At 47.3% G+C, this 24,883-nt stretch carries 9 protein-coding genes and 1 CRISPR repeat array (1 of these 10 cut by a window edge); of the genes, 2 read left to right on the top strand and 7 right to left on the bottom strand.

From position 1 onward, the window contains the following. Positions 1-3,802: a CRISPR direct-repeat array (repeat unit 29 nt; unit sequence GTTTCAGAAGAACGTAGTCGTGTTGAAAC) (it extends 772 nt beyond the left edge of the window). A 73-nt stretch (positions 3,803-3,875) separates the two neighbouring features. From K9W43_05385 to K9W43_05365, 5 genes are read right to left on the bottom strand one after another with little or no spacing between them, the layout of a single operon-like run. Then, the gene (locus K9W43_05385) at positions 3,876-10,610 is read right to left on the bottom strand and encodes a hypothetical protein (protein ID MCF2136659.1); all 6,735 of its coding nucleotides are present in this window, start codon (positions 10,608-10,610) and stop codon (positions 3,876-3,878) included. Continuing rightward, positions 10,607-11,599 (bottom strand): ABC transporter ATP-binding protein, encoded by a 993-nt coding sequence (locus tag K9W43_05380; protein ID MCF2136658.1) that lies wholly within the window; start codon positions 11,597-11,599, stop codon positions 10,607-10,609. Before K9W43_05380 ends, K9W43_05385 begins: the two co-directional genes overlap by 4 nt. Then, positions 11,592-16,022 (bottom strand): S8 family serine peptidase, encoded by a 4,431-nt coding sequence (locus tag K9W43_05375; GenBank protein ID MCF2136657.1) that lies wholly within the window; start codon positions 16,020-16,022, stop codon positions 11,592-11,594. Before K9W43_05375 ends, K9W43_05380 begins: the two co-directional genes overlap by 8 nt. A gap of 4 nt (positions 16,023-16,026) precedes the next feature. Continuing rightward, entirely contained in the window at positions 16,027-17,700 is a 1,674-nt protein-coding gene (locus K9W43_05370) for an ABC transporter ATP-binding protein (protein MCF2136656.1), read from the bottom strand. A 12-nt stretch (positions 17,701-17,712) separates the two neighbouring features. Continuing rightward, the gene (locus tag K9W43_05365; GenBank protein ID MCF2136655.1) at positions 17,713-18,903 is read right to left on the bottom strand and encodes an ABC transporter permease; all 1,191 of its coding nucleotides are present in this window, start codon (positions 18,901-18,903) and stop codon (positions 17,713-17,715) included. Between the two features lie 197 nt (positions 18,904-19,100). Here K9W43_05365 and K9W43_05360 point away from each other — a divergent pair, with 197 nt between their 5' ends. After that, entirely contained in the window at positions 19,101-21,461 is a 2,361-nt protein-coding gene (locus tag K9W43_05360) for a hypothetical protein (GenBank protein MCF2136654.1), read from the top strand. On the opposite strand, the gene K9W43_05355 is transcribed toward K9W43_05360, so the two are convergent. After that, on the bottom strand, positions 21,452-22,390 hold the full coding sequence (locus tag K9W43_05355) for a hypothetical protein (protein ID MCF2136653.1): 939 nt from the start codon (positions 22,388-22,390) through the stop codon (positions 21,452-21,454). The genes K9W43_05360 and K9W43_05355 overlap by 10 nt on opposite strands. 103 nt (positions 22,391-22,493) lie before the next feature. Beyond that, on the bottom strand, positions 22,494-23,138 hold the full coding sequence (locus tag K9W43_05350) for a hypothetical protein (GenBank protein ID MCF2136652.1): 645 nt from the start codon (positions 23,136-23,138) through the stop codon (positions 22,494-22,496). Between the two features lie 159 nt (positions 23,139-23,297). On the opposite strand from K9W43_05350, the gene nadB reads away from it, so the two are divergent. Then, complete coding sequence (gene nadB, locus K9W43_05345) at positions 23,298-24,878, top strand: L-aspartate oxidase (GenBank protein MCF2136651.1); 1,581 nt, start codon at positions 23,298-23,300, stop codon at positions 24,876-24,878. Positions 24,879-24,883 lie beyond the last annotated feature (5 nt).

The following is a 24,883-nucleotide window of genomic DNA, read 5'->3' as shown; positions in this document are numbered from 1 at the left end:
AACGTAGTCGTGTTGAAACGCGTCTGTTTTCGGGTCTGGTGCAGATGATCGGCGGAGTTTCAGAAGAACGTAGTCGTGTTGAAACTATCACTAACTGCAAATGAAATCCAATCAGTGAAGAAGTTTCAGAAGAACGTAGTCGTGTTGAAACCATATTCATATTTCAAGAGGTGCAATACGGTCAAGATCGTTTCAGAAGAACGTAGTCGTGTTGAAACATGATGAAGATGACGGTCTCATAACCATCACAGAATCAGTTTCAGAAGAACGTAGTCGTGTTGAAACAGTTTCAGGATTTCGGTTTTTGATAGTTTTGTGTTCAGTTTCAGAAGAACGTAGTCGTGTTGAAACAAGGATATCATAGAGAGGCTGAAACTATCATGTCAACAGCGGTTTCAGAAGAACGTAGTCGTGTTGAAACACCCATCACCTGAACGCCTATATGCATAGACTGGCTTGCGTTTCAGAAGAACGTAGTCGTGTTGAAACCAATAGGTAGCAAGTTCCGAGTCACTGCAAGTATCAAAGTTTCAGAAGAACGTAGTCGTGTTGAAACCGCCGGGCCACAAGAAATAGGTCGCAATCCCGATGACGTTTCAGAAGAACGTAGTCGTGTTGAAACAATCTCCTTCTCCCGGGAGAATAAAATAACGTATAGGGTTTCAGAAGAACGTAGTCGTGTTGAAACGCGTCTACGACTATGTGCGCTCTGATTTCCTAGCTACGTTTCAGAAGAACGTAGTCGTGTTGAAACGACACGGGGCGCCCGTCCTCCAAAGTACAAAGAAACGTTTCAGAAGAACGTAGTCGTGTTGAAACGATATTATGTTCCATCTCAGCGCGCTGTTGCTCTATCGTTTCAGAAGAACGTAGTCGTGTTGAAACTAGTAGTTCGAAGGGATCTTTCCATCAATGAGATCCGTTTCAGAAGAACGTAGTCGTGTTGAAACAGGGAACATGAGAACTTTCCCCCAATGATAGGTTTCAGAAGAACGTAGTCGTGTTGAAACTGAAGGTAATGCCTATGAAATTTGCTAGTTTCAAAAGCGTTTCAGAAGAACGTAGTCGTGTTGAAACTAACTGGCTGCGTGATTGGTACAAAGCCTCGTACATTGTTTCAGAAGAACGTAGTCGTGTTGAAACTATCATATAAACTAGTCGTGAAACTTCATACAGAGATCTTATCGTTTGTTTCAGAAGAACGTAGTCGTGTTGAAACTGAAGACTGTCAAAATATCTGAAGTATCGACCCGTACTGGTTTCAGAAGAACGTAGTCGTGTTGAAACTAGCAAGTCTTTGGCTTGGATGGATTGTTCTAGTTTCAGAAGAACGTAGTCGTGTTGAAACTTGCCAGAGATCAGAGAAGACTACATCAAGATCAGACGGTTTCAGAAGAACGTAGTCGTGTTGAAACCACAAACGACACCCACGCATCTGTGGATGTTCGAATATGTTTCAGAAGAACGTAGTCGTGTTGAAACATCAATCTCTTCTTATCCTGCCGACTCTCGACAAGATGTTTCAGAAGAACGTAGTCGTGTTGAAACGGCTTTTGGTATATTTATATCACATCTTCAACATCGAGTTTCAGAAGAACGTAGTCGTGTTGAAACTTACCGCAACTCTTACCAATGTTGCAGTCCCACAGTTCGTTTCAGAAGAACGTAGTCGTGTTGAAACAACTTGAAAGCATCATCACCGTACTGAATGGCAATCGCGTTTCAGAAGAACGTAGTCGTGTTGAAACCATCATATACTTCATCGTAGAAGATATCAGAATCATGTGGTTTCAGAAGAACGTAGTCGTGTTGAAACATCCACACCAGAGGCATATGTCATGCCCCTGTGGAACGTTTCAGAAGAACGTAGTCGTGTTGAAACACGGTCTGCGCTACGAGGAGGACCTGCTCATAGAGCGTGTTTCAGAAGAACGTAGTCGTGTTGAAACGATCAGTCATTCTTTTCACCTATCCCATAATCTGTCAGTTTCAGAAGAACGTAGTCGTGTTGAAACCCACTGAACTCTGCCACTATCTCCTCAACATCGGCTTGTTTCAGAAGAACGTAGTCGTGTTGAAACTCGGTCCGGTCATTCCCGATTCTCTGCCGCCCCGCGATAGTTTCAGAAGAACGTAGTCGTGTTGAAACCCCTTCCAGCCTAAACGCGGATCAGACTTCTTCATCTGCGTTTCAGAAGAACGTAGTCGTGTTGAAACTTGCTCAAATTCGCCATCTATATCTAATGCAAAAGGGTTTCAGAAGAACGTAGTCGTGTTGAAACCGGATGGTGGGGAAACTCTCTTCAATCTGACAGGCATGTTTCAGAAGAACGTAGTCGTGTTGAAACCTCCTATGCTCAGAGATGTACCAGATATTGTTGGGTCCGTTTCAGAAGAACGTAGTCGTGTTGAAACCGCCTATTCCTCGACCACCTATGACATGATAGCCGAGTTTCAGAAGAACGTAGTCGTGTTGAAACTCTCCTGAAGAAGGACCTATAGGTCCTTCACTAGTGCGTTTCAGAAGAACGTAGTCGTGTTGAAACAGCACTCTCGGATTACGTAGCCCATCCACGCTAACGTTTCAGAAGAACGTAGTCGTGTTGAAACTAAACAACAGTGAAATGTCAACCCACGTGGCAAACAGAGTTTCAGAAGAACGTAGTCGTGTTGAAACTCAAAAACTGCTGTCGGATTCCAAGCTACAGGTACCGCGTTTCAGAAGAACGTAGTCGTGTTGAAACCATGGAGTGAAACTTTCGAAGAGGAAAGAATCTATGAGTTTCAGAAGAACGTAGTCGTGTTGAAACCGGATCTATGTCCGCCCAGTGGACAAGCAGTATTTCCCGTTTCAGAAGAACGTAGTCGTGTTGAAACCTTGAAGGGGCGTCATGTACTTTACCCACTCGGAAAGGTTTCAGAAGAACGTAGTCGTGTTGAAACCAACTGGTGGCGCACTTGAAATTTCATGGGTACGTCTGTTTCAGAAGAACGTAGTCGTGTTGAAACTTATAAGTATTAACTCTACCATCTACGGCTGCAATAACGTTTCAGAAGAACGTAGTCGTGTTGAAACACCAGAACCGAGTTTGAAAATCAGTACGAGAAGCTAGTTTCAGAAGAACGTAGTCGTGTTGAAACGAACCAGTCGCTACTTATGATCCGCCTTACATGAAAATGTTTCAGAAGAACGTAGTCGTGTTGAAACATGAATACACTCGCTTTATGATGATTGACCTTGAGAGTTTCAGAAGAACGTAGTCGTGTTGAAACTCGACTGGAGGATAAGATTTGATGCTTCAAAAAAGTTTCAGAAGAACGTAGTCGTGTTGAAACGCTTTCTCTATGCTTAGCTCTACTTCATCGTCACTGAAGTTTCAGAAGAACGTAGTCGTGTTGAAACCACAGTTAGCACGTTATGGGCTTGACTGGGTGGCAGGTGTTTCAGAAGAACGTAGTCGTGTTGAAACCATAAGCAGCAGTATCACGACAACAGCAACGCCAGCAGTTTCAGAAGAACGTAGTCGTGTTGAAACTCTTCGTGAATGCGCGTCTAATGTTAGAAACAGTTGACGTTTCAGAAGAACGTAGTCGTGTTGAAACCAGGTCAAAATATAGTCGCCGGACTCGAGTCCGATAAAGTTTCAGAAGAACGTAGTCGTGTTGAAACTTCGGTGATATCATCGAGAAAGTGCTTTCTAACTCCGGTTTCAGAAGAACGTAGTCGTGTTGAAACGTAATAGTTCTCTAAATTATCCAAGACCCAGACCAAAGTTTCAGAAGAACGTAGTCGTGTTGAGACCCATGATCAGGCATGACATTTACAAAGGGAGATGGAAGGCATAGCGTAGAAGATGCTGGCGGGGTAGCAGCAACTACGCTATGATCTCAACTGGACGCAGGTTTACCACTCTATGTTCACCCTCTAGCGTATCATACTCCACCATTCCCACAAGTTCACCTTTAGCACCGGGTTCCAACTCAAATTCCACCTCTGTGACGGACAACGAGCCAGGTTCGATCGTCCCCATCAGCTCGCTCTTGATAGCATCCGTGAGATCGGGGATTCCAAGAACGACATGGACATTCTGCATGGTCTCGGTAGAGCCATTACGTACAACGACCCCGAAGATGACCTTGCCGCCATGAATCTTGTATTCTACAGCAATATCCATCCCTGGTGCCAGACCCTCGCTGGCAGGCTCGGCCTCAGTCACGTAAGTCTTTTCGGTCACACGCTTGCGGAGAGTCTTCACAACTACTACAAGTGCAACAATCCCAAAGATCGCGCCGCCAAGATAGTATCCCACATGAATATGCGGATCAAAGTCCACATTATCAGGAATCGAGTCCCCATCCGTATCGACCGACAACGGATTGAGACCATGTCTGATCTCATAGTAATCTGAGAGCGTATCACCATCAGTATCCCCTTTGAGGGGATCTGTATGGTATGTCAGGTATTCAACTCCATCGGAGAGACCATCACCATCGGTATCATTATTCAAGGGGTCAGTCAGGGAGGTCATAATCTCAAAGTAGTCAGTCAGTCTGTCGGAGTCGGTGTCTGGGAGTTGAGGATTGGTACCATGAGTGATGACCTCATCATAATCAGTCACACCATCTCCATCATCATCAGGGTTCAGAGGATCGGTATGGTAGATAAGGATCTCCTCAGCATCGGAGAGCCAGTCCCCATCCGTATCAACCTTGAGAGGAGATGTGCCATACGTGAGGACCTCATCCGAGTCAGAGAGACCATCACCATCTGTATCATTGAGAAGAGGTGACGTGTGATATATGTTGACCTCAACCCCGTCCAATAACGAGTCGCCGTCCGTGTCAGGCTGCAACGGATCAGAACCTGCGGTGATCTCGGCACCGTCGATAAGATCGTCATTATCCGAGTCGGGGTCTCCCGGATCGGTACCATAGACACGCAACTCGGCAATGTTTGTGAGGCCATCATTATCCGTATCCCATTCCGAGTCCAATACACCAGCATGAGTCATATTGGTAGTAGGATCCGTGTCTGTGAACATGACCTCTTCGTAATCGGACAACAGATCGCCATCAGTATCGTTCAACAGGGGTGAGGATCCATACTTGTTGACCTCATCACCATCGCTGAGAAGGTCGTTGTCAGTATCCGGATCGAGAATGTCTGTGTTATAGGTAGTGACCTCATCGTAATCGTCTAGACCGTCCGCGTCAGTATCTTTGGCCAACGGATCACTGTGATAGATCCAGACCTCATTTCCATTACTGAGACCGTCATCGTCTTCGTCATCGTTGTAGTCGGAAGTGCCATCACCATCTGTGTCCTTGTTGCGAGGGTTGGTCTTGGTCAGAACGCACTCCTGATAGTTGGTTAGGAGATCACGATCTTCATCATCCGCACCATCAATAACACCATCGCCGTCTGTATCGTTAAGCCGAGGATTGGTCTTTGTCTGCGATATCTCCTGAAGGTTGGTGAGCGTGTCGTTGTCCATATCCCAGTCAGCATCGGACACATCGTTACCCTGAGTACTGTAGAGCAAGGGATCTGTATACGTCAAGTTGTTCTCCTGATAGTCGGTGAGGCCATCATTGTCAGTGTCTGAAGAGCGGGGGTTCGTCCCTAACAGTATCTCTTGGTTATCTTGGAGCAGATCAGAATCGGTGTCTTTCTCTAATGGGTCGGTATTGTATACATTGAGCTCTGCACCATCGGAGAGCGTGTCACCGTCCGTGTCGTATTGGAGAGGGTCGGTCTCAAAGACCTTGATCTCATCATAATCACTGAGTGTGTCACCATCAGTGTCAGTATTGTTGAGCAGAGTGTGATACGTGAGCGCCTCTTCAGCATCTTCGAGACCATCACCATCGGAATCACGATTGTTCGGATTACTGTGATACCGGAAGATCTCTTCCCAGTCCCCAAGTCCATCATCATCTGTGTCAGCCGAACGAGGATCGGTATGACTTGTGAAGATCTCGTAGCCATCACCGAGATAGTCGGAATCCGTATCAAATAGAGTACAATTGGTCTCGTAGAGATAGATCTCAAGGAAGTTGGTTATCCCATCTGCATCCTCGTCATCTTTGTCATCAGTGATCCCATCACCATCGGAGTCGGCAGAATTGGGATCAGTATGACTGTTCCAGACCTCGTCATTATCTGCAATATTATCGTGGTCTGTGTCTTCGTCCGTTGGGGAGGTGTGATAGATATTGACCTCATCACCATCATTCAGCGAATCAAAGTCCGAATCAGGATTCGTGGGATCCGTCCCATGTTCGATCTCCTCTTTATCATTGAGGCCATCATTGTCCTCATCGGCCTTCGTGGGATCCGTCCCATAGGTCTTCCACTCGGCATAATCGCTCAGACCATCGCCGTCAGTGTCATTCGAGTTGAGGTCAGTGCCGAGATCGATCTCGGTCTTATCAGGAATCCCATCATTGTCTGTATCAGGGGAGTTGGGATCACTATGATAGGTATTCACCTCGTCCGCATCGCTCAATTGATCACCGTCGGTGTCCCACTTGTTAGGTGATGTATGAGATGTATAGATCTCGTAATCGTCGGACAGACCATCTGCATCTGTGTCGGAACGTGTGGGTGAAGTGTGGTAGATCGTATATTCATCATAGTCACTGAGTCCATCATTATCCGTATCCTTGTCAGTGGGGGAGGAACCGACCAACTTGACCTCGGTATAGTCATCAAGCCCATCATGGTCCGAGTCCGGATCGGTGGCGTTGCTGCCATAACCATAGATCTCCAGACCGTTGGAGAGACCATCACCGTCATTATCAAGATCATAGTCACAGGTCCCGTTGGCATTCGTACTGTAGAGAGTTGCATTTGTACCTAGAATCTTTACCTCCACATAATCGTCGAGGCCGTCACCGTCAGTATCCTGTGTGGTGACATTGGATCCATACTGCACCTCTTCATAATCTGTCAGACCATCAGAGTCGGTATCATTCTTGTTGGGATCAGAACTATAGACCTTCACCTCATCGTAGTCGGTCAGACCATCATCATCAGAGTCCATATCTCCAGGTGATGTCTTGTATACATCAATCTCTTGCCCATTGGTCAGGCCATCACCGTCGGAGTCATAATTGTAGTCTAACACACCAGCATGGGTCATGTTTGTCGTAGGGTCGGTCTCGGTTATCTTGACCTCTGTGTAATCATCAAGACCATCACCATCGGTATCATTGAGTAAGGGGTTACAAGAGTATTCATTGACCTCTTCCCCATCTTTGAGACCATCACCATCTGTGTCCGCGTCCAATGCGTCAGTTCCAGCAGTGAGCTCAGCCCCATCTTTGAGACCATCACCATCTGTGTCCGCCTTTGATGGGTCGGTCTCACCAGAATCGACAACACCATCTGTGTCCAGATCCTCGCCCGGTTCTCCCTGATCCCAGTGACCATTATGATTCAGGTCGTTATATCCATCATAGAGCCCATCACCATCCGTGTCGGAGTTGGTCACATTTAGACCAACATCCACCTCTAGACCATCACGGATCATGTCACCATCTGTATCCCAGAGTGTGGCGTTCGAGTGGTATGTTCGTACTTCTTGGAGATTGGTGAGTCCATCATTATCCTGATCGTCTTGATCATCACGGACTCCATCATCATCAGTATCTTGAACAAGTGGATTCGTATGGGTCAGGGTGGTCTCTTCCCAGTCAGATAGACCATCGTTATCAGAGTCAGGATCAAGAGGCAAGGTCCCAGCCTCGAACTCTTCAATGTTGGTCATATTATCATTATCCGGATCTTCGAGACCATCAAGGACTCCATCATCATCTGTGTCGTTATAGAGCGGATCTGTGTTCGTACGGTCAACCTCAAACCAGTTTGGTAATCCATCCGCATCATTATCGTACTTGTCATCACGAGGCTGGCTGGTCCCATGAGAGTACGCATCATTGGGGTCGGTCTTTGTGACATAGAGTTCTACACCATTGGAGAGTGTATCACCATCAAAGTCCTCATCATAGTCTGAGAGCGAGTCATCATCCGAATCGGTATCAAGTGGGGATGTGTGCAGAATATTCACCTCGTCCCCATCCTTCACCTTATCCCCATCTGTATCGGGATTCCGAGGCTCAGTATGTGTCACATACAATTCTTGATAATTGGTGAGACCGTCAAGGTCAGAGTCTTCAAGATCATCCGTCTTCCCATTTCCGTTCGTGTCTGCTTTTGTCGGGTCGGTCAGGGTCAGATAGATCTCTTGACCATTGGTGAGATTGTCCGAGTCATAGTCCCAGTCATAGTCGTTTACAGTGGCATTGAATGTATGTGCATTGGTGGCATTGAAGACAGGATAGCGGTCAACCTCGTCCTTGTCAAAGATGCCGTCCATGTCCGTGTCTGTAGAAGTGGCGTTGGTATGCCATTGCTTGATCTCGGCACCGTCATCAAGACCATCGCCATCAGTATCAGTAAGGGTGGCATTAGTGTGATAGATGAATATCTCCTCGGCATCGAGAAGCGTGTCAAGATCGGTATCATTAGAGTTGGGATCGGTCTTCCACGTATGAACCTCTGCGCCATCAGAGATCGTGTCATTATCTGTATCGGGATTGGTAGCATTCGTGTGGTAGGTGTTGATCTCTGCACCATCCGAGAGGGAGTCGTTGTCCGTGTCCGCATTGATAGGAGAGGTCCCATAGGTGACATATTCATCATAGTCACTGAGACCATCATCATCGGTATCTGAGACCGTCGGGTCGGAATGAACTGTATGGACTTCCTCATAATCAGTGAGTTGATCACCATCAGTGTCAGTCTGGAGTGGAGAGGTCTTCCATATCTTGACCTCGTCACCATCCGAGAGACCATCATCATCAGAATCGGGATCGAGTGGGTCAGTACCAATGGAGAGCTCCTTCCAGTTCGCAAGGTTGTCCCCATCCTGATCATCATAATAATCGGAGGTGCCATCACTATCGCTGTCTGCATCATTGGGGTCCGTCTTTGTGATCCTAACCTCTTGGATGTTTGTCAGGCCATCACCATCATTATCGTCCTGTGCATCATTTGTACCATCATCATCAGAATCCGCACGCAGAGGATCGGTGAGCGTTACGTTATTCTCCTCGTAATCCGTCAGACCATCATTGTCACTATCGCTACGATTAGGATTAGTTCCGAGATAGATCTCCTGATAGTCTGTGAGCCCATCATTATCACTATCGACATCGTTCGGATCGGTCCCGTAGGTGATGACCTCTTGAAAGTCGGTCAGACCATCGGAATCGGAATCGGGTGACAGTGGGTCTGTATTATAGTTGAGAACTTCATCACCATCGTTGAGTTGGTCGTTGTCAGTATCAGCATCATTCCAGAGTGTACCCACAATCAGGGTCTCGCGTGCGTCAGCAAGCCCATCCTTATCATAGTCACGGCCATAGGCACGAACAACTCCTGTATTGGTGCCCATTACAAACTCATCAAGACCATTAAAGTCCAAGTCACCGGTGGTCAGGGTACTTGAAAAACCAACAAGATCAGTATTGGACACAAGAGTACCACTTGCATTATAGAGATGGAGTGTGCCGCCCTCACCAGCAAGAAGCTGAGGATCCGAGAGCCCTCCAATGTCTGCAAGTGCAATAACATCGATCTGAGATCCAAGTGTCTTATTCCATTGCTGGACGAGAGTAGAGTTATAGATCCGTAGACTACCGTCGCTCGCACCAACAATGATCTCAGGACTGCCTCCGGCCATCAGCTGACCTGAGACCAGAGCAGTGACAGCATCCGAGGTGTATACTGTATCAAATAGAGTACCGTTATTGTATCGTGCAGCCACGGTCCCATTCGAGTCACCAGTGACTACCTCTAACTGGGTATCGCCAACCAGATCAGCAAAAACAATTGCGGAAATGGAAAAGGTGTAGCTCTGAGAGAAGATCGCAGACCCATTAGTATCAAGAAGGAATAGCTGCCTGAACTGCGATGCGCCAAGGACCTCATCTACACCGTCCGCATCAGCATCTGCCACCATAATTCTTCGAACAGCCGCGTTAGAAGTATAGTTCCAGACCTGTGTGCCATTTAGACCATAGGCGTAGACAAGGGAGTCGTCACAGCCCGCGATGACCTCCAGATCTCCAGTACCGTCCAGATCGCCACTCGCAACTGACCAGACCTCATTGGGAAGTGTGACATTCATCAGAACCGAGAGGTCGGCGCCCACAACAAGAAGTCCCTTTGATGTGCCGATGACCAGTTCCATTGATCCGGTCCCATCAATGTTGACCACAGATAATGCATTAGGAGCGGCCCCCAATGATAGGGTTCCATTCCGGTTTCCGCGTTCATCAAATAACACAAGTGAACCATTCTGTAAAATTATGGCAACCTCTGTATTAGAGTCACCATCGAAATTTCCAGTAGCAAGATCAACGACCTGAGATCCAGTAGTATTTGACCATACCAATGCGGTCTCATAGGGGGAGAGACCTGCAAGCGCCGATGGCCGACCAATTGGGGTGATGCCCAGAGCGGCGGGTCCACCCATGGGAGAGTTGACTATAATGATGACAGAGATCGTCAGGATTGCAAGAAAGATATGGTATGGCTTCATGTCAATTCCACTCCAGATTGTGAATCTTCTTTCCAAGGTTTAACTTGGAAGTAATCAAAAAAGTCCGCTTCAACTAAGGACAGCTCTTCAAATGGCATTTTGATACTATTCAAGTGCCGAATTACCGGAAGCATCTTCTCCTTCGGATTATCCAAGAAAAGTTTGACCGTATTTCGTCCGGCCGTCGCCACGTATTTTACCCCAGGAATCTGATGGATACGCTCTTCCACAGTGGGATTAAAAGTCGGAAGCACCAGACGCAGGCTCTCACCATGGCCCGGAAGAGATGAGATGAGGTCTTGGGGGGTTCCGAATTGCGAAACCAGTCCATGTTCAAGAAGGACAACACGAGAACAATAGTCTACGATCTCAAGGTCGTGACTGATAATGACCATTGTAGTACCAAGTTCGAAATTCAATTCCTTTAGATAATTGAGGGTCTCGTGGCGGAGATGCGCATCAAGACCCGTCGTGGGTTCATCAAGCAAGAGAAGAACAGGATCGTGAATGAGACCAAGAGAGATGGACACTCGCTTCCGCTCACCACCAGAGAGACGGGATACTCGTTTTGTCATGAGGTCCTCATCAAAACCGAGAATCGTGAGTATGTTTCTGGCCCGTTCCTCAATCTCCCGCGGGCGCATGCCAAAACAGCGCCCAAAGAACTGTGCATTCTGTAATGCACTGAAATCATAATAGAGGCTCAGATGCTCGATCTGCGGCACGTATCCAACAAGTAGACTGATGAGCTTGCGGTTCTTGGTGACATCGTGGCCGCCGACAAACGCCTGACCGGAGGTGGGCCGGATCTGCCCGGTGAGAACTCGCAGAGCTGTCGTCTTACCTGCACCAGAGGCTCCAATGATACCAAGAAATTCTCGTTTATTGGCATAGAACGAGACTCCCTTGAGTGCCCAGAACTTTCCAAAGCGGACCTTCAGGTCACGGATATCGATCTCTCTGCTCGGATGTGCACCAATCTCAGACACCACCAACCCTCCCGCTAATCTTGTCAAATTCGTCTAATGCCCGTTCGAGAACATCAAGCATACCCCTGATGGTCTCGACCTTCTGTATACGGTCGATGTCCTCTTCACGAATGAGCCCCTCGATCTGTATAAAGGCCGCAAGCAACATATTGAGCGTGTTGTCAATGTCATCAACCAAGGTCTGGTCCAGCTCGGGAATCTTAAGCCGCCGTTTTCTCCGGAAACGATTCCAGATAAGAGCAACAAATGTCGAACCGAATACTCCAAAAGCCGTCAGATATGCCACCTGAGGCAGAGTGAGTAGACTCCCACCCGCTGTAGTTGCGTTACTACTAGGAGGCTTATAGAACCAGAAACTGATGCTTGCAAAGGTCCCTGCATACTTCTCGGTCTTGAGGATAAAGAAGATTCCATTAATTCGCCCCTCGTCTTTCCAGTAACTGGGGGCAAACTGGGACGTGTAAAGACCATCCTCAACGAATCCTGCAATAAAGAAGGCCTGGCTGCCATTTGGTAGCTCAAAGATGATGAATACAGTCAGGTCATCAACTGGACCACCAGTCACGTCATGGACTTCCAGATTGAGAAAGACACTTCTGCCTACAGGATAGTGCGTAGTATTCTCAGCCAACCTTGTCGTGCAAGTGAGCGTATTATCCAGCAAGAAAGTGATTAGATTATCCAAGAGAATAGAATTATTACATTCAGGAAGATGGTCGTTGAGAAAGATCCGAGAGGACCCAAATAGCGCGAGCTGGGAATAGGGATCGAGAAGGACGACAGGTCTACCATGGAGCATGATCTGCCCAAAGGATTGATTATTGAGAATATATGTTCCACCGCCAAGCCATACAGAGTCCACACCTGCACCCAAGAGAGAATCGCTCACGATCTCTGTTGTGTTCTCAGCATCATGAGTCCCATTCATCACATAGCCATAATCACCTAGCAGATAATTGAGAGCTGTCAAATTAGCCCGGTCACCGTTGTCACCCATAATAATGATCTTGCCACCATCATCTGTGAAATTAGTGAGCAGTCCGCGTTCTGTACTGTTGAACTCTTTTGTTGGACGGATGATCAATATCCCTGAGAAGAGCATGAGCAAATCGGATGACAGTGAAACTCCTGGAAATTCAATAAGATCGACTTTCTGGTCTGCCATTCTTCGGTCAAGTTCCGAGAGACCTGAAAAAGTGGTCATCCGAAAAGATTCCATGAAAGCCCCTATAGAAGAGAGGGAGCCAAGATCGCCAGACATACCTCCTGCAAGACCTGATGAATCCGAGCTGTCTTCGGCTAGGGGGAAGCCACCGCCGCCCGGGAAACCGCCCATGCCTCCTCCGCCCAGACCGCCACCGCCTGAAAGGTCGCCACCACCACCGAAACTGTCACCCATCATCGCGCCCAGTCCACTCCCATGTGTGGTCTCCAAGAATACCAGCGATCGGGCATAGACAAGAGTAGCATCGAGAGTGATGTTGTCAGACCAACCCTGTTCAGTATTGATGACATAGTCAGCATGATGATATCCGTCCATCCCGATAAGGGGCGCAAAGAGCATCAGTGAGAAATTGTAGTAGCCTTGAACACTCTTCATTGGTGTGAGCGTGATATTCCCCCAATCTGTGGCATTTCCATACTTGGACACTGTCAAATTTCCCAGTGGGATCGTACTTGAAACCATAAGCCCGTACATCCCAAAGTCACCAGGAAAGCGCAGATTGAATGGGGCAGAAGGGAGAGATTTAGGAAACACCGAGACCGAGGAGAGAGGGGTGATGACAAATAGGTCTCGAATGAGAAAATCATCAAGTAACGAGGCCCCAGCAGTAGTGATAGTAGCAGTAGGATTACTGAAGAGTGCAATTGCAGACGCAATACTAATTGCCACCACCCATGCCGCTGTAAAGATGCCCTCATACTCTGGCGACCAGTCGACTGTAATGGAGACCGCATGAAACGGTTTAACCTCATCGAAGGAGGAGAAACTGGTAAAGAGAGTTCCCGTGGTCCCATTATTTGTATGACCGATGATCATTGCCGCAACAATAGGAGATGGATTCACACCAATATTCATCACGACTGCACGTGATGTGTACGAGACCCCTTCTCTCGCAACACGAGGAAGATCTGCTTCAACGACGACGAGGTCGCCCTGTTGCTGCATTGTACGGGATGGGGTCAGTTCCCACATTTTAGTGATCGAAGCGTCAAGCATTGTCCGGTTCTCAGCAAAGCCCATTGCTATCGTGACATTGACTAGTTCATCGGGTTGGAGTACCCCAAAGTCCCATTTCATTCCAAATCCGACAGATCCATCAAAGGTCGTAGAGCCAGTCAGATTATCATCAGTAATATGATTTGAGATCTCTGAGGAGTTGCCTACCTCAAAGGCGGAGAATGCTCTACTGGCATTCAGACCAAAGTAGAAGTCATGATAGTCCTCAGACTGACTATACACAAAGAGCTCCTTATTGTTTAGAGCATACTTGCCATGGTCATCATTACCATCAAGAAATAGGTCAAGACTATATGATGTGAATAGACTCACATTATGGACGGGGTTGGAACCAAAATTGAGGATGAATGGAGTAATCTTGTAACCCACGAGCGGCTCGGAAGTTGTAAGGGTCAGGTTATAGGACTCTACAAGAAGAATGACGTATAGACCATCGTCATTTGAGAGGATGCTCACATACCTGTTATACCCATCAAGACCAGAGGCAGTATATACCTGATGCATCTCGCGTTTGACTTTGAACATCATCAGACTGGTCGGATCTTCGTTGTTCCAGCGAAGATACAACATACCCATGAGCAAGTGGATAGAGTTCCAGCTGGCCCGTTGATCCATCGCCACAATCATGGTCCCATAGCTACTCAACAGACTAGTCGTCTGTGCTCCATTGCTATCTGCAATAATCATGCCTGTGGCCAGAAGTGGAATGCCAGTTGTTCGGATGTGTGATTCGATTGGGGTCTGCTGAGTCTTGAGGTATGCCACTGCTGCTGGAAAGTCCAAAAGACCAGCCCCTGCATCATTAGCATCAAAGGGGAGGGACTGGGCTGTGTCACGGAGGGTATTTCCTACAACTATGGGTGTTGCACGATCAAAGGCTTCGAGCAGTAAGGCTACTGCCCCTGCAACGATTGCGGCTGATGCAGCAGTAGTATCCGCCCGGATATAGTAGTCATTAATGCTCTCACCAAGAGGACCTCCGAGAAGAGACGAGATCTCGCCCAAATCCTCCATATTAAAGTCGCCAAATCCCGCGTCCTGAAGGGCAGCACCAGCCTTTGCGCCAACGATGCCCACCCCAGGAGCCACAAGATCCGGCTTTGTCATCATCTCCAGACTTGGCCCCCGACCAGAAAACGAGGGGACCTCTTGAGTTGCAAGATCATAAGCACCAACAGTGAGAGAAGCCATTGATCCACCGGGCGACATTATAGTCAGATAATCAGGTCCATCATCACCTGCTGCTGAGATGACAAGAATCCCCTTCTCAGCTGCGGCCGCCACAGCTACCGAGACCGCATCCCCAGGAGTACCAATCGTATTGAATGGCAGAAGAATGATATCTGCACCATGGCATGTGGCCCATTCGATACCTGACACTATCCAACTGGGAACAGAGAGAAGGCCACCAAGAGTGACCTTTGCAGAGAGCAGCGTGGCACCGGGGGCAATACCTTCATAGAGACCATCTGATTTGTTCCCGGTTCCTGCAACAATTGAGGCGACATAGGTCCCATGTCCGATAAGATCCACAGGCAGAGAGTCACCCTCAACAAATGAGGCGAACGCTGTGACTTTTGAGTCGAATGTGCTGCTATTATCATCAAAGTCATCAAGGTCGGGGTGAAGAAAATCAATTCCAGTATCAAGTACTGCAACAACAACCCCTGAGCCATTATATCCCTCATCCCAAAAATCACGAGCCCCAATCAGATCAACTAATTTCGTGTAATTATCATCTGCTGTGGCAAATCCCCCTTCCATAGGTTGTGGGGCAGATATGTTCATGATCTCATTAGACCATATGCCTCTAATTATTGGACTCTTTGCAAGATCTGGAATGGACCTGCCCACCATCTTGACTCGCATCATGTTCAGTTCGTTATAGGTCTCAACTAGGTCTGCAGTGTTATCAGCAGCAGCTATGGCCGCCCTCGCCTTGAACGCACCAGCACGGCCATCATATTTTACTAAAACATCAAGTGTGTCTGATGATGAAGTCTTATTGAGGAGCCGTGTGTCAATCTTGGACTGTGGAGAAGCGTCCTCTTGAGTCGTGGACGACGAAATTGAAATATCGGGAACAACCACTATTGCACTAAGAAAGACTATCACTATGAGGGATAGACTCAGCAATCGAAGATGAGTATAGTAATGGGTACGTCGTCGCCAAGATTGCATGTTATCACTTCTCGATGATTCCTGAGATCAGACCACGAGTAATGGCAATGTAGTAGTCAACCATGTCTGCTACTGATCGGGTCTTTACAATCTTAACAGGGATGCCTTGTTCTTCAAGAGCAGCAAGACTTCGCTCGGCCATAGTTTCGAGTGGTTCTTCGGTAAACACTTTTAGAAGCTCACCTCTTTGAAGAACGAACTGAACACCCTTGACCTTCTCCAAGATTTTTCTGGCACGCGGATCGACCTCTTCAAGAACGATACCAACTGCAAACCCTCTGTTTGGCATTGATGCCTTGAGCGTCGCGGGTTTTCCAAGGGCCACAAGACTCTTTCCGCGGAGAAAGACAGCGACCTTGTCACAGAATTCTGCCTCAACGGGATAGTGAGTGATGACGACCATAGAGGTGCCATATTCTTTATTAATATAATCGAGAAAGTGCCAGAGTTCATTCCGGTTATCTGGGTCAAGTCCGCTCGTGGGCTCATCCATGAGGAGAACCTTAGGACGATGCACCAGAGCGATTGCGATCGAGACCCTTCGCTGTTGCCCACCGCTCAATTCATGGGTCTGATCGTTTGCCTTCTCCAGAATTCCAAAGTCGCGAAGAAGTTGTTTTCCGTCACGGATGAGCTGATATTCGGGAATATCGTATTGCTTACCGAACGCAATGATATTTTCAAGAGGGGTGAAGGTCTCATACATATAGCTGAGATCCTGAGGGCAGTACCCAAAGAAATAACGGACCTTCTGAGCATTCCGCGAGTCGATCCCAGCAATTCGTGCCACACCAGTACTTGGAATATCACCTATCAGTGCCTTGACCGTAGTAGACTTGCCCGCACCACTCTCACCGATAATAGCCAGCATCTCACCTTCCTTGATCGAGAAGGTCACATTCTCAATGAGCTTCTTCCCGCTCTTGATCGTGACAGTGAGATTTCGTGCCTCAAGGACGTTCCTGTAGGCAGGAGCCTCGATCCAAGCAAAGGGGCGAACATACACTTTTCGTGCAAGTATGGTAAGGTCGGGATCGGAACGTGGACCAAAGAGAAATTGTGGTTGTGCCACAAGATAGATCTTGGGGTCTCCAACCGAACCTTCAGGCTCCACCCGGACCTCAAGAGTGCCTTCAGGCAGTACTGGTGCAGGCCCAACCGAACTTCCCACAAGAATGCCATCAATCATTATAGGAGTCTTGTCTGAGGCACGTTTGCCCCATACGGTACAGGTCACTTTGTGAGCCTTGAGAATCTTCTGGACCTCTTTTGCAGCCTGTTGTAACTCAGTCCCATTGAAATAGAGGTCACCGACCATATCGCGTTTCAAATAGTTCTGAAGAGTAATCTGTGTCGCTGCAACATCCTGAGAAGTAGTGGTATTACTACCCACAGTAAGAACCTTGTCAAGCTCGCCACGCTTACGTTTTCGCAGGTCTTCTTCTAACAAGACAACGATCTGCCGTGACAACATTCCTTTTCGTGCACGAAGCAATCGCCCTCGAAACCGGACCTTTTCCCGCGTAGTGGTCAGTATCCCCTCGATCTCACAGTGGATCTCACGATCTCGCCTATCAGTGACCCAGTCAATGGCATTACCAATTCGGGCTCCTGAGAAATAAGCCTCCTCCACAAAGGAGGGGCGTGCTGTTGAGTCATCATCACGTGGAACAACCATGTACATCACCATCTATCCAAGTGTCGGTTTCTTCGAATACACAAACGTGGCCAAGAGCATGGCGATTACGGAGAAACCTACAAGACGGATAACACGACTGGTAACTTGAAACAGATCGAGTCCCTTGAATGCAGTATCAATCAGAAGTCGTAATCCTTGATTAAGAGGAAGCACCTCATCGACTGCCCCAACGTCTATGAAGAACCCGGAGAGGATCAGGGTTCCAAAGAGTACAAACAGGAACATCTGATTTGCTTGCAGTCGACTGGATGCAATTGAAGAGATAAGAATCCCCGTTGCAGAGCCTGTGAGAGAGGTCAGGCTCATAATGATCACCAGAGTGAGAAAACCCGTATTAAGATTCAAATCAAATGCGATGACCCAGAGTGTGATCAATAATAATGATTGAAAGAAGCCTATGATAACGTAGGCAATGGACTTGGCCACAACGATCTCCAGACGGTTCGTCGGCGTGAGGAGCATCCGCCTGAGGGGAGCATCACCTACAATGGACTGCGCTGAGGTCATTGCAATACCAAGATAGGACGAGAATACGACAATGAATCCACCAAAGGTGCTCTCGACAAAGTCAGCATCAGGAGCAAATTCAATCGACATACTCGGAAAGACTTCAGAACGTATCCACATCTTTGATGATCGAAAGTAAACCGTCGCAGCCTGAACAATACCCATGACTTGACTCTGCTCGGTCAGGGCGGTGGCATCGATATGTACTTCGACATAAGTGGGTTCATTAATTGTGAGATTCGCCTCGAACCCATCAGGAATGACAACGAACCCGTTAATATCACCTTCGTACAGATCTTTTACGGCATCATCGGTATTATTGTAAGGCCGTAGCACATCCACTAGCATATCCAAATAACCTGTAAAATTCTCAGACAAGTCAGGACCATCATAGGTCCGAGTTGTATCTCTATCGATGATCCCTAGCACCAACCCGGAGTCCAAATCAGTCGTATCATTCACTAGCATTGTGTTGGTACCAGAACCATCGCTGGACATTGAGCCCATATTACCCATCGCAACATTCTGATCCGAAACCCACCAGAGCATACCGATCAATGCTGCTGGAAGTAGAAAGATCAAGAAGAGGGCCACTCTATCTTTGACAATGAGTCGAAGCTCCTTTGCGACCATGTTTGTCACGCGACGCGACGGCTTCATGAAGTATTCAGCCATGATTCACTCCTCATAATGATTCAAAATGCGTGATGGTGTATATTACATTTCGGAATTTCTAACTCATGGTTCTTGCCTTTGCTATTAAGGCTTTTCAGAACGAAATACTTCCGACTCGAAATAAATACCATTCATCCAGCAATCATAAATAACTTCATTATTGAACACATCAGATAGCTAAGAAGGAGCCGGATTCTATGGTCACAACACAATATGTAGAAAGAATGAAGAATGTGGCACGTGGCCATAGACTTGAGATACCTGATCCCGAGGGAGTCGATCTGAAGACCCATATTGAGATGATACGATTCCTACTTAATCAGGAGGTCTATGGTTCTGCACAGGACTGGATGATGCCACGGTGGGCATTCAACACTCTCAAGAAGCATAAGGGGCAAAAGGACAAGCCACTACTCAACAGCCAGCACTGTAATTGTGCATTGATCGGGGGTGTCGGAGGGAGATATGCCGGGCTAACTGACGAGGCAGGTCTTGTGCGGGCAAACCCAGAATGTGGCTCTCTTGAATTTTGGATCCATGATAGGGATAAGATCATTTTCCCGGCATTAGACATGAACAATCGCCTAGAATTGACGGCAGAGGAGGATCAACTCTATACATGGTCGCACCATATAGGTGCCGTTGAATTTTGTAGGCACATCTACCATGTTCAAGAGAATGGTCATGAGGCCATCTACAATGAGATAGAGATCAGAAACAAATCGCTCTCAGACACCAGACTCACATTCTTTGCTGTCGTACGACCGATGTCGGTCTTGGGAGTGGAACCACTCATAGATTTAGTATATGATGAACAGACAAACCGATTGTATGCAAATGGAACGCTCGCACTTGAGAGCGACAAAAAACCTACTGCGATCATCATGACTACAACAGACAATCCCAATCTCCTTGTTGATGCAATCTCAATGTTCCAGCGCTGGGACACGCAATTCCATACCGCTAGAGGTCTTGCGACAGCCGTGTTACGATTCGACCTCAATCTTTGCCCGGCACAGACAGCGACTATTTTCTTCGTTCAGCCCTTAAATCAGATACGTGAGGATGATACATACTCATTTCGAAAGGACAGTGAGATTCGTTATGAGAGCATTGGGAATTGGTTCGAGTTCATGAACGACACAATTTCTGTGACCTTTCCGGATACACAACTTGACGGAATCTTCAAGATGTCAAAGGCGACCCTTGCCATTCAGGCCAGATATGCCCTTGGAGGGGATTCTGACTTGAGAGAGGGTGAGAGAGCACGAGTGTTACTTGCTTTATGCCAGATTGGCGCTGTTGACCTTGCACAGACGCTCGCAATCCCGTTGATCGACAGAGTGCTCGATGCCATCAAGAAGAACGAACGGAACCATGTATTTCCATTGGCCTTGAGTATTTTGCAGTTGGGAAAATACAATCACAGCTCAGAATACTATTCAACCATACGGAGATTCGTCGAAAATCTCAGTATGACGATCAAAGACAAACTGCTTGCTGATACTGCTGAGCATACAAGACAACAAGTGACCACCGAGATTCCAAGTAGCCTAATCGCAACAACAAGCCCGAGTCCATTAGAGGGATTCGCTGACCCCGAGAATAGCGAACCAATCACAAGTGAGCATGAAATGCCAATGCAGGAAGTTGCACAGGGAGCTATACCTGAGGAGGAATCAATGGAACAACTTGTTGCAATGAAGTGGCTCTTGCTCATAGGCTGGGAACTTGTCGATGCCTTGGACGCAATGGGCGAACGGAGTCAAGCAGAAGAAGTCTACAATCTATGCGAACGATATTCGGAATATGTAGAGAAAAAATGGAGTCGCGGATTTGACCTTCTCCGAATCCAAGATAAGAAGGAGAGGATCAAGCATATACTGAATATATTTGACATTGTAATATTATCCATGAGAGATTGCATTCCCGACCATGTTATTGACGAGTGCGCCTTGACCATGAGAACGTCGCTCATGAAGAAGGGGCTTCTGAAAAACCCAGAACGTGAAGAGGAGCGGGCAATCTACCTGACACTTCAATTGGCCCAGCTGTATTCTCTTCATCATGACAGCGATTCGATTGAGACCCTACTCTCTTACGTAGTAAAGACCGCATCCACATATCATACTCTCCCCGATAAGGTGGGAGATGAGGGAATTCCGCAGTTGGAGAGAGGCTCAATGATCAGGAGCGCGATAGAGAGTCTATTACTGATCAGACTGATGCTGGCAAAGGAAGAGAATGAAAATCTAGTAGTATTGGGAGGAATCCCAGAGGATTGGTTCCTCTCGGCAAAGGAATTATCGGCCCTTGGGATTCCCACATCAGTAGGCAAACTGGATATTTCACTTGGCACCTCGGCAAATCAGTATCAGATCGACATTCAGATGGAGGACCTTCCTCAGGAACTACAGATTCATGTCACAAACTATCGTGCGATCAATACATACAAGGTGTATGGAGGAAGCCTCATAGAACGGATCGAGAGCCCTATCTCATCATATTTGCGAATCATTCCTCTCTCAGACAATGTAATTGTCACATATCATAAATGAATCTCGGATGCCACCGATTCATTTTGTTCGGAAGGAGGAACAAATCGTACAGGATAGCCATTATCCTTCCATTTCCACAACTCGATGTGACATTTTATGTCTCGACGGGAACCACGTAGTTTGATCCCCGAGATGACACGGGAACCGTCAATATACGGTCCTTGCTCATCAGTCGGAAAACGATTGATAAAGTCCATAACATCCTCTGCAAAGTCCCTTGCAACGACTACGGCACGCTCAGGAAAGTATGGAAGGAATTTTGCGTCATCATGCTTGATGACACGAATCCCATAATGATCAACACTGTCAAGAAAATCTATGACCTCACCACGACTTGCAATAGCATCAATAGCCTTGATAAAAGTGTAGTCTTGAGCGAGATTCTGAATGGCCAATTCTCCGAAGTCGCGGATATCAGACTCGTCTTTTGAACGAACGTGATTGACCATTATGTCAATGATACCAATCTCACCATTCTGCTTAGTCAGCCGAGCCTTTGTTGAAATCTCTCCACCGTACTCGTTATGGGCAAAACGAGCCACACGCCTCAGGAATGGATCCTTGACACGACGCAACATCTCTTCGATTGTTGGTTGGAAACTTGTGTACTCGTGCGGCTGTGGACGTTCAGGAATATCATAAGTTGACTCAAAGACGGTCCCAATCTCTGAAGCAAATTCGAGTGTTTCCTGAAATTCTTGGCTCTTGGGAGTGATCAGCACAGTGACTGTACGTTTCCCCTGCGACATGAATATGACTTTCTCATCAGTCGCAAAAGAAGAGAGGCCCCCAAGAGAGAGCTCGGTAGAGAAGTGTCTTGCTGCTGTGATAAAACTTGCAAATAGGGAAGGGTCAGTGTTTCCGGGCATCTTGGAGAACAATGGAATCCCTGATTTTGATTCGAATATTACAACGCCTTCGATGTTCAATGCGCTAGTCCCCTTGCGTAATTGATAATCGGCAAAATAACCATTTTAATCTTGCCTAAATCTGCAAAATCATGGTCTTTGCACGATAGTTTCTTGGAATTATTTAGGGAGAGAGTTTCCAGGGGTGGCGTAAAATCGTATTAAATAGTTTTTTGTCGAAAAATTCAGCCTGACGATTCAGACAGACCGCAACCATACATCTCGAACAGATATATTCCAACAGGTCAGCAAGCAACATCTCAGTACCAAACTGCTTGAAAAATTCCTCACGAGAGGGCCGACGAAAGATATTGGGGTTGACCTTGGAGCTGGAGATGATCTGGCTATAGATCTTGGCTGTGGAGACTGGAGCCTCAAGATCTGAGTGATAGAACATGACTGCAATCGTCATCAATCCAGCAAGACTACAGGAGACACGATACCGTTCCTGAGGCCAACGATACTCGATTCCATTCTCGACTACGCCAACCTCCCACATTCGGAACATCTTATAGCCCGGATGCCGTTCACTAAAGGGGACACTCGCCACAATATTGCCATTTGTACGATCCTCTCCTAGTCGGATCGTGACTCCACGAGGTGTATGCAGCAGGTCTCCACAGAAAGGAATCCACCCACCAATGGGCTCACCTCTGAGAAAGCTGCGGGCCTGCTCGGTCTTGGCATCATGCGCCTCAAACTCGTGAGCTGGAACCCAAACTGTATGGCGTTGACAGCGCTCACGTCCACACAACGCACATTTATACATTGTATCTCCTTTTTTAGCAGTACCATAACGCTTACATTCTTCACATGGTGACACGAGAATCCCAACCAATTGAGAGAGAGTACAACAGTATGATTATCTCTTTTGGTATTGATAGCGTCAAGCCAGAACGAATGTTCATGAAGTGCCGAGGGGCAACATATGATCGACGGAATTGAGGAATCAGACTTCCTTGTGTTTGGCAGTGGAATAGCAGGCCTGACCTTTGCTCTCAAAGCGGCCGAGTTTGGAAGTGTCAATATTGTCACTAAACGCAATCTGACAGATTCCGCAACGAGACTTGCACAGGGAGGGATTGCAGCCGTAGTATCAGAAGACGACTCGTTCGATGCACATATTGAGGACACGATGCGAGTTGGCTGTGGCCTCTGCCATAGAAACGTTGTTGAGCAGATCGTCACAGAGGCCCCTGACCGAATAAAGGACCTTGTGGACTTGGGAGTGGAATTTTGTACATCGGACGGCTCCGTATATGATCTGGGTCTAGAGGGAGGACATAGCCACAGGCGTGTGCTCCACGTCAAAGATCATACAGGCAGAAACATCGAGGAGGCACTTGCACAGGCTGTACGCGAGAATGGTAACATTCACATCTTTGAGAATCACCTTGCTGTGAATCTTGTGGCCAAAAACAATGAGGTACTTGGTGCCTATGTACTAGTGAGAGACTCAGGAGAGGTCAAACGCTTTGCAGCCAGAGCAATAGTCCTTGCAACAGGTGGAGTCGGAAAGGTCTTTCTCTATACAAGCAATCCAAAGAATGCTACAGGCGACGGAATTGCAATGGCATATCGCGTCGGAGCGACCATTGCAAATATGGAGTTCATCCAGTTCCATCCGACTCTCCTCTATCATCACAAGCTACACTCGTTTTTGATCTCTGAGGCATTACGAGGCGAAGGAGCCATACTCATAGGGAAAGATGGAGAACGATTCATGCCTCAGTATCATCCAAAGGCAGAGCTCGCCCCGCGTGATATAGTCGCCCGAGCCATTGATGCGGAATTAAAGAGGACCGGAGCAGATAGCGTCTATCTCGATATCTCGTTCAAAGATCCAGAATGGGTAAAGGATCGCTTCCCTGCAATCTACGAGACCTGCAAGAATGTTGGGATAGACATCACAAAAGAGCCCATCCCCGTCGTTCCCGGAGCTCATTATTGCTGCGGCGGAATATACACTGATATTAATGGTCATACAGATGTTAAGGGACTCTTTGCCATCGGCGAGACCGCATGCACAGGATTTCATGGAGCTAACCGATTGGCAAGCAACTCACTTCTGGAAGGTGTAGTTGTCGGACATAATGCTGCAATTGCCGCCATTGAGCGACTCAAGTCACCAATCCGTTCGAACGAGATCAGTCCTTGGGATCCCGGTGCGGCAACCGATCCCGATGAACTTGTGATCATCTCACATACATGGGACGAGATTCGGCGGATTATGACCAACTATGTGGGAATTGTCAGATCACGCAAACGTTTGATTCGCGCACGAAATCGAATTGACTTCATCAGACGAGAGATCGAGCAGTTCTACTGGGACTTCAAGATAACACCAGATTTAGTTGAACTGAGAAACATTGCCACAGTTGCAGAGCTGATCGTACGACATGCTCGAATGAGAAGAGAGAGTAGGGGCGCGCACTACAACCAAGACTATCCAAGTGAGGCAGACCAACTGGTCGATACACTGATCAAGAAGGGATACAACAGCATTTGAGCATA

Source organism: Candidatus Thorarchaeota archaeon (assembly GCA_021498125.1).
Taxonomy (GTDB): Archaea; Asgardarchaeota; Thorarchaeia; order Thorarchaeales; family Thorarchaeaceae; genus B65-G9.
This window is presented reverse-complemented; position numbering and strand designations above follow the sequence as displayed.

What these genes read in the sequence shown, in the direction of transcription:
- K9W43_05360 (MCF2136654.1), top strand. Translation starts at nt 19,101, where the DNA reads ATGGTCACAACACAATATGTAGAAAGAATGAAGAATGTGGCACGTGGC.
- K9W43_05365 (MCF2136655.1), bottom strand. Translation starts at nt 18,903, where the DNA reads ATGGCTGAATACTTCATGAAGCCGTCGCGTCGCGTGACAAACATGGTC.
- nadB (MCF2136651.1), top strand. Translation starts at nt 23,298, where the DNA reads ATGATCGACGGAATTGAGGAATCAGACTTCCTTGTGTTTGGCAGTGGA.
- K9W43_05370 (MCF2136656.1), bottom strand. Translation starts at nt 17,700, where the DNA reads ATGGTTGTTCCACGTGATGATGACTCAACAGCACGCCCCTCCTTTGTG.
- K9W43_05385 (MCF2136659.1), bottom strand. Translation starts at nt 10,610, where the DNA reads ATGAAGCCATACCATATCTTTCTTGCAATCCTGACGATCTCTGTCATC.
- K9W43_05350 (MCF2136652.1), bottom strand. Translation starts at nt 23,138, where the DNA reads ATGTATAAATGTGCGTTGTGTGGACGTGAGCGCTGTCAACGCCATACA.
- K9W43_05375 (MCF2136657.1), bottom strand. Translation starts at nt 16,022, where the DNA reads ATGCAATCTTGGCGACGACGTACCCATTACTATACTCATCTTCGATTG.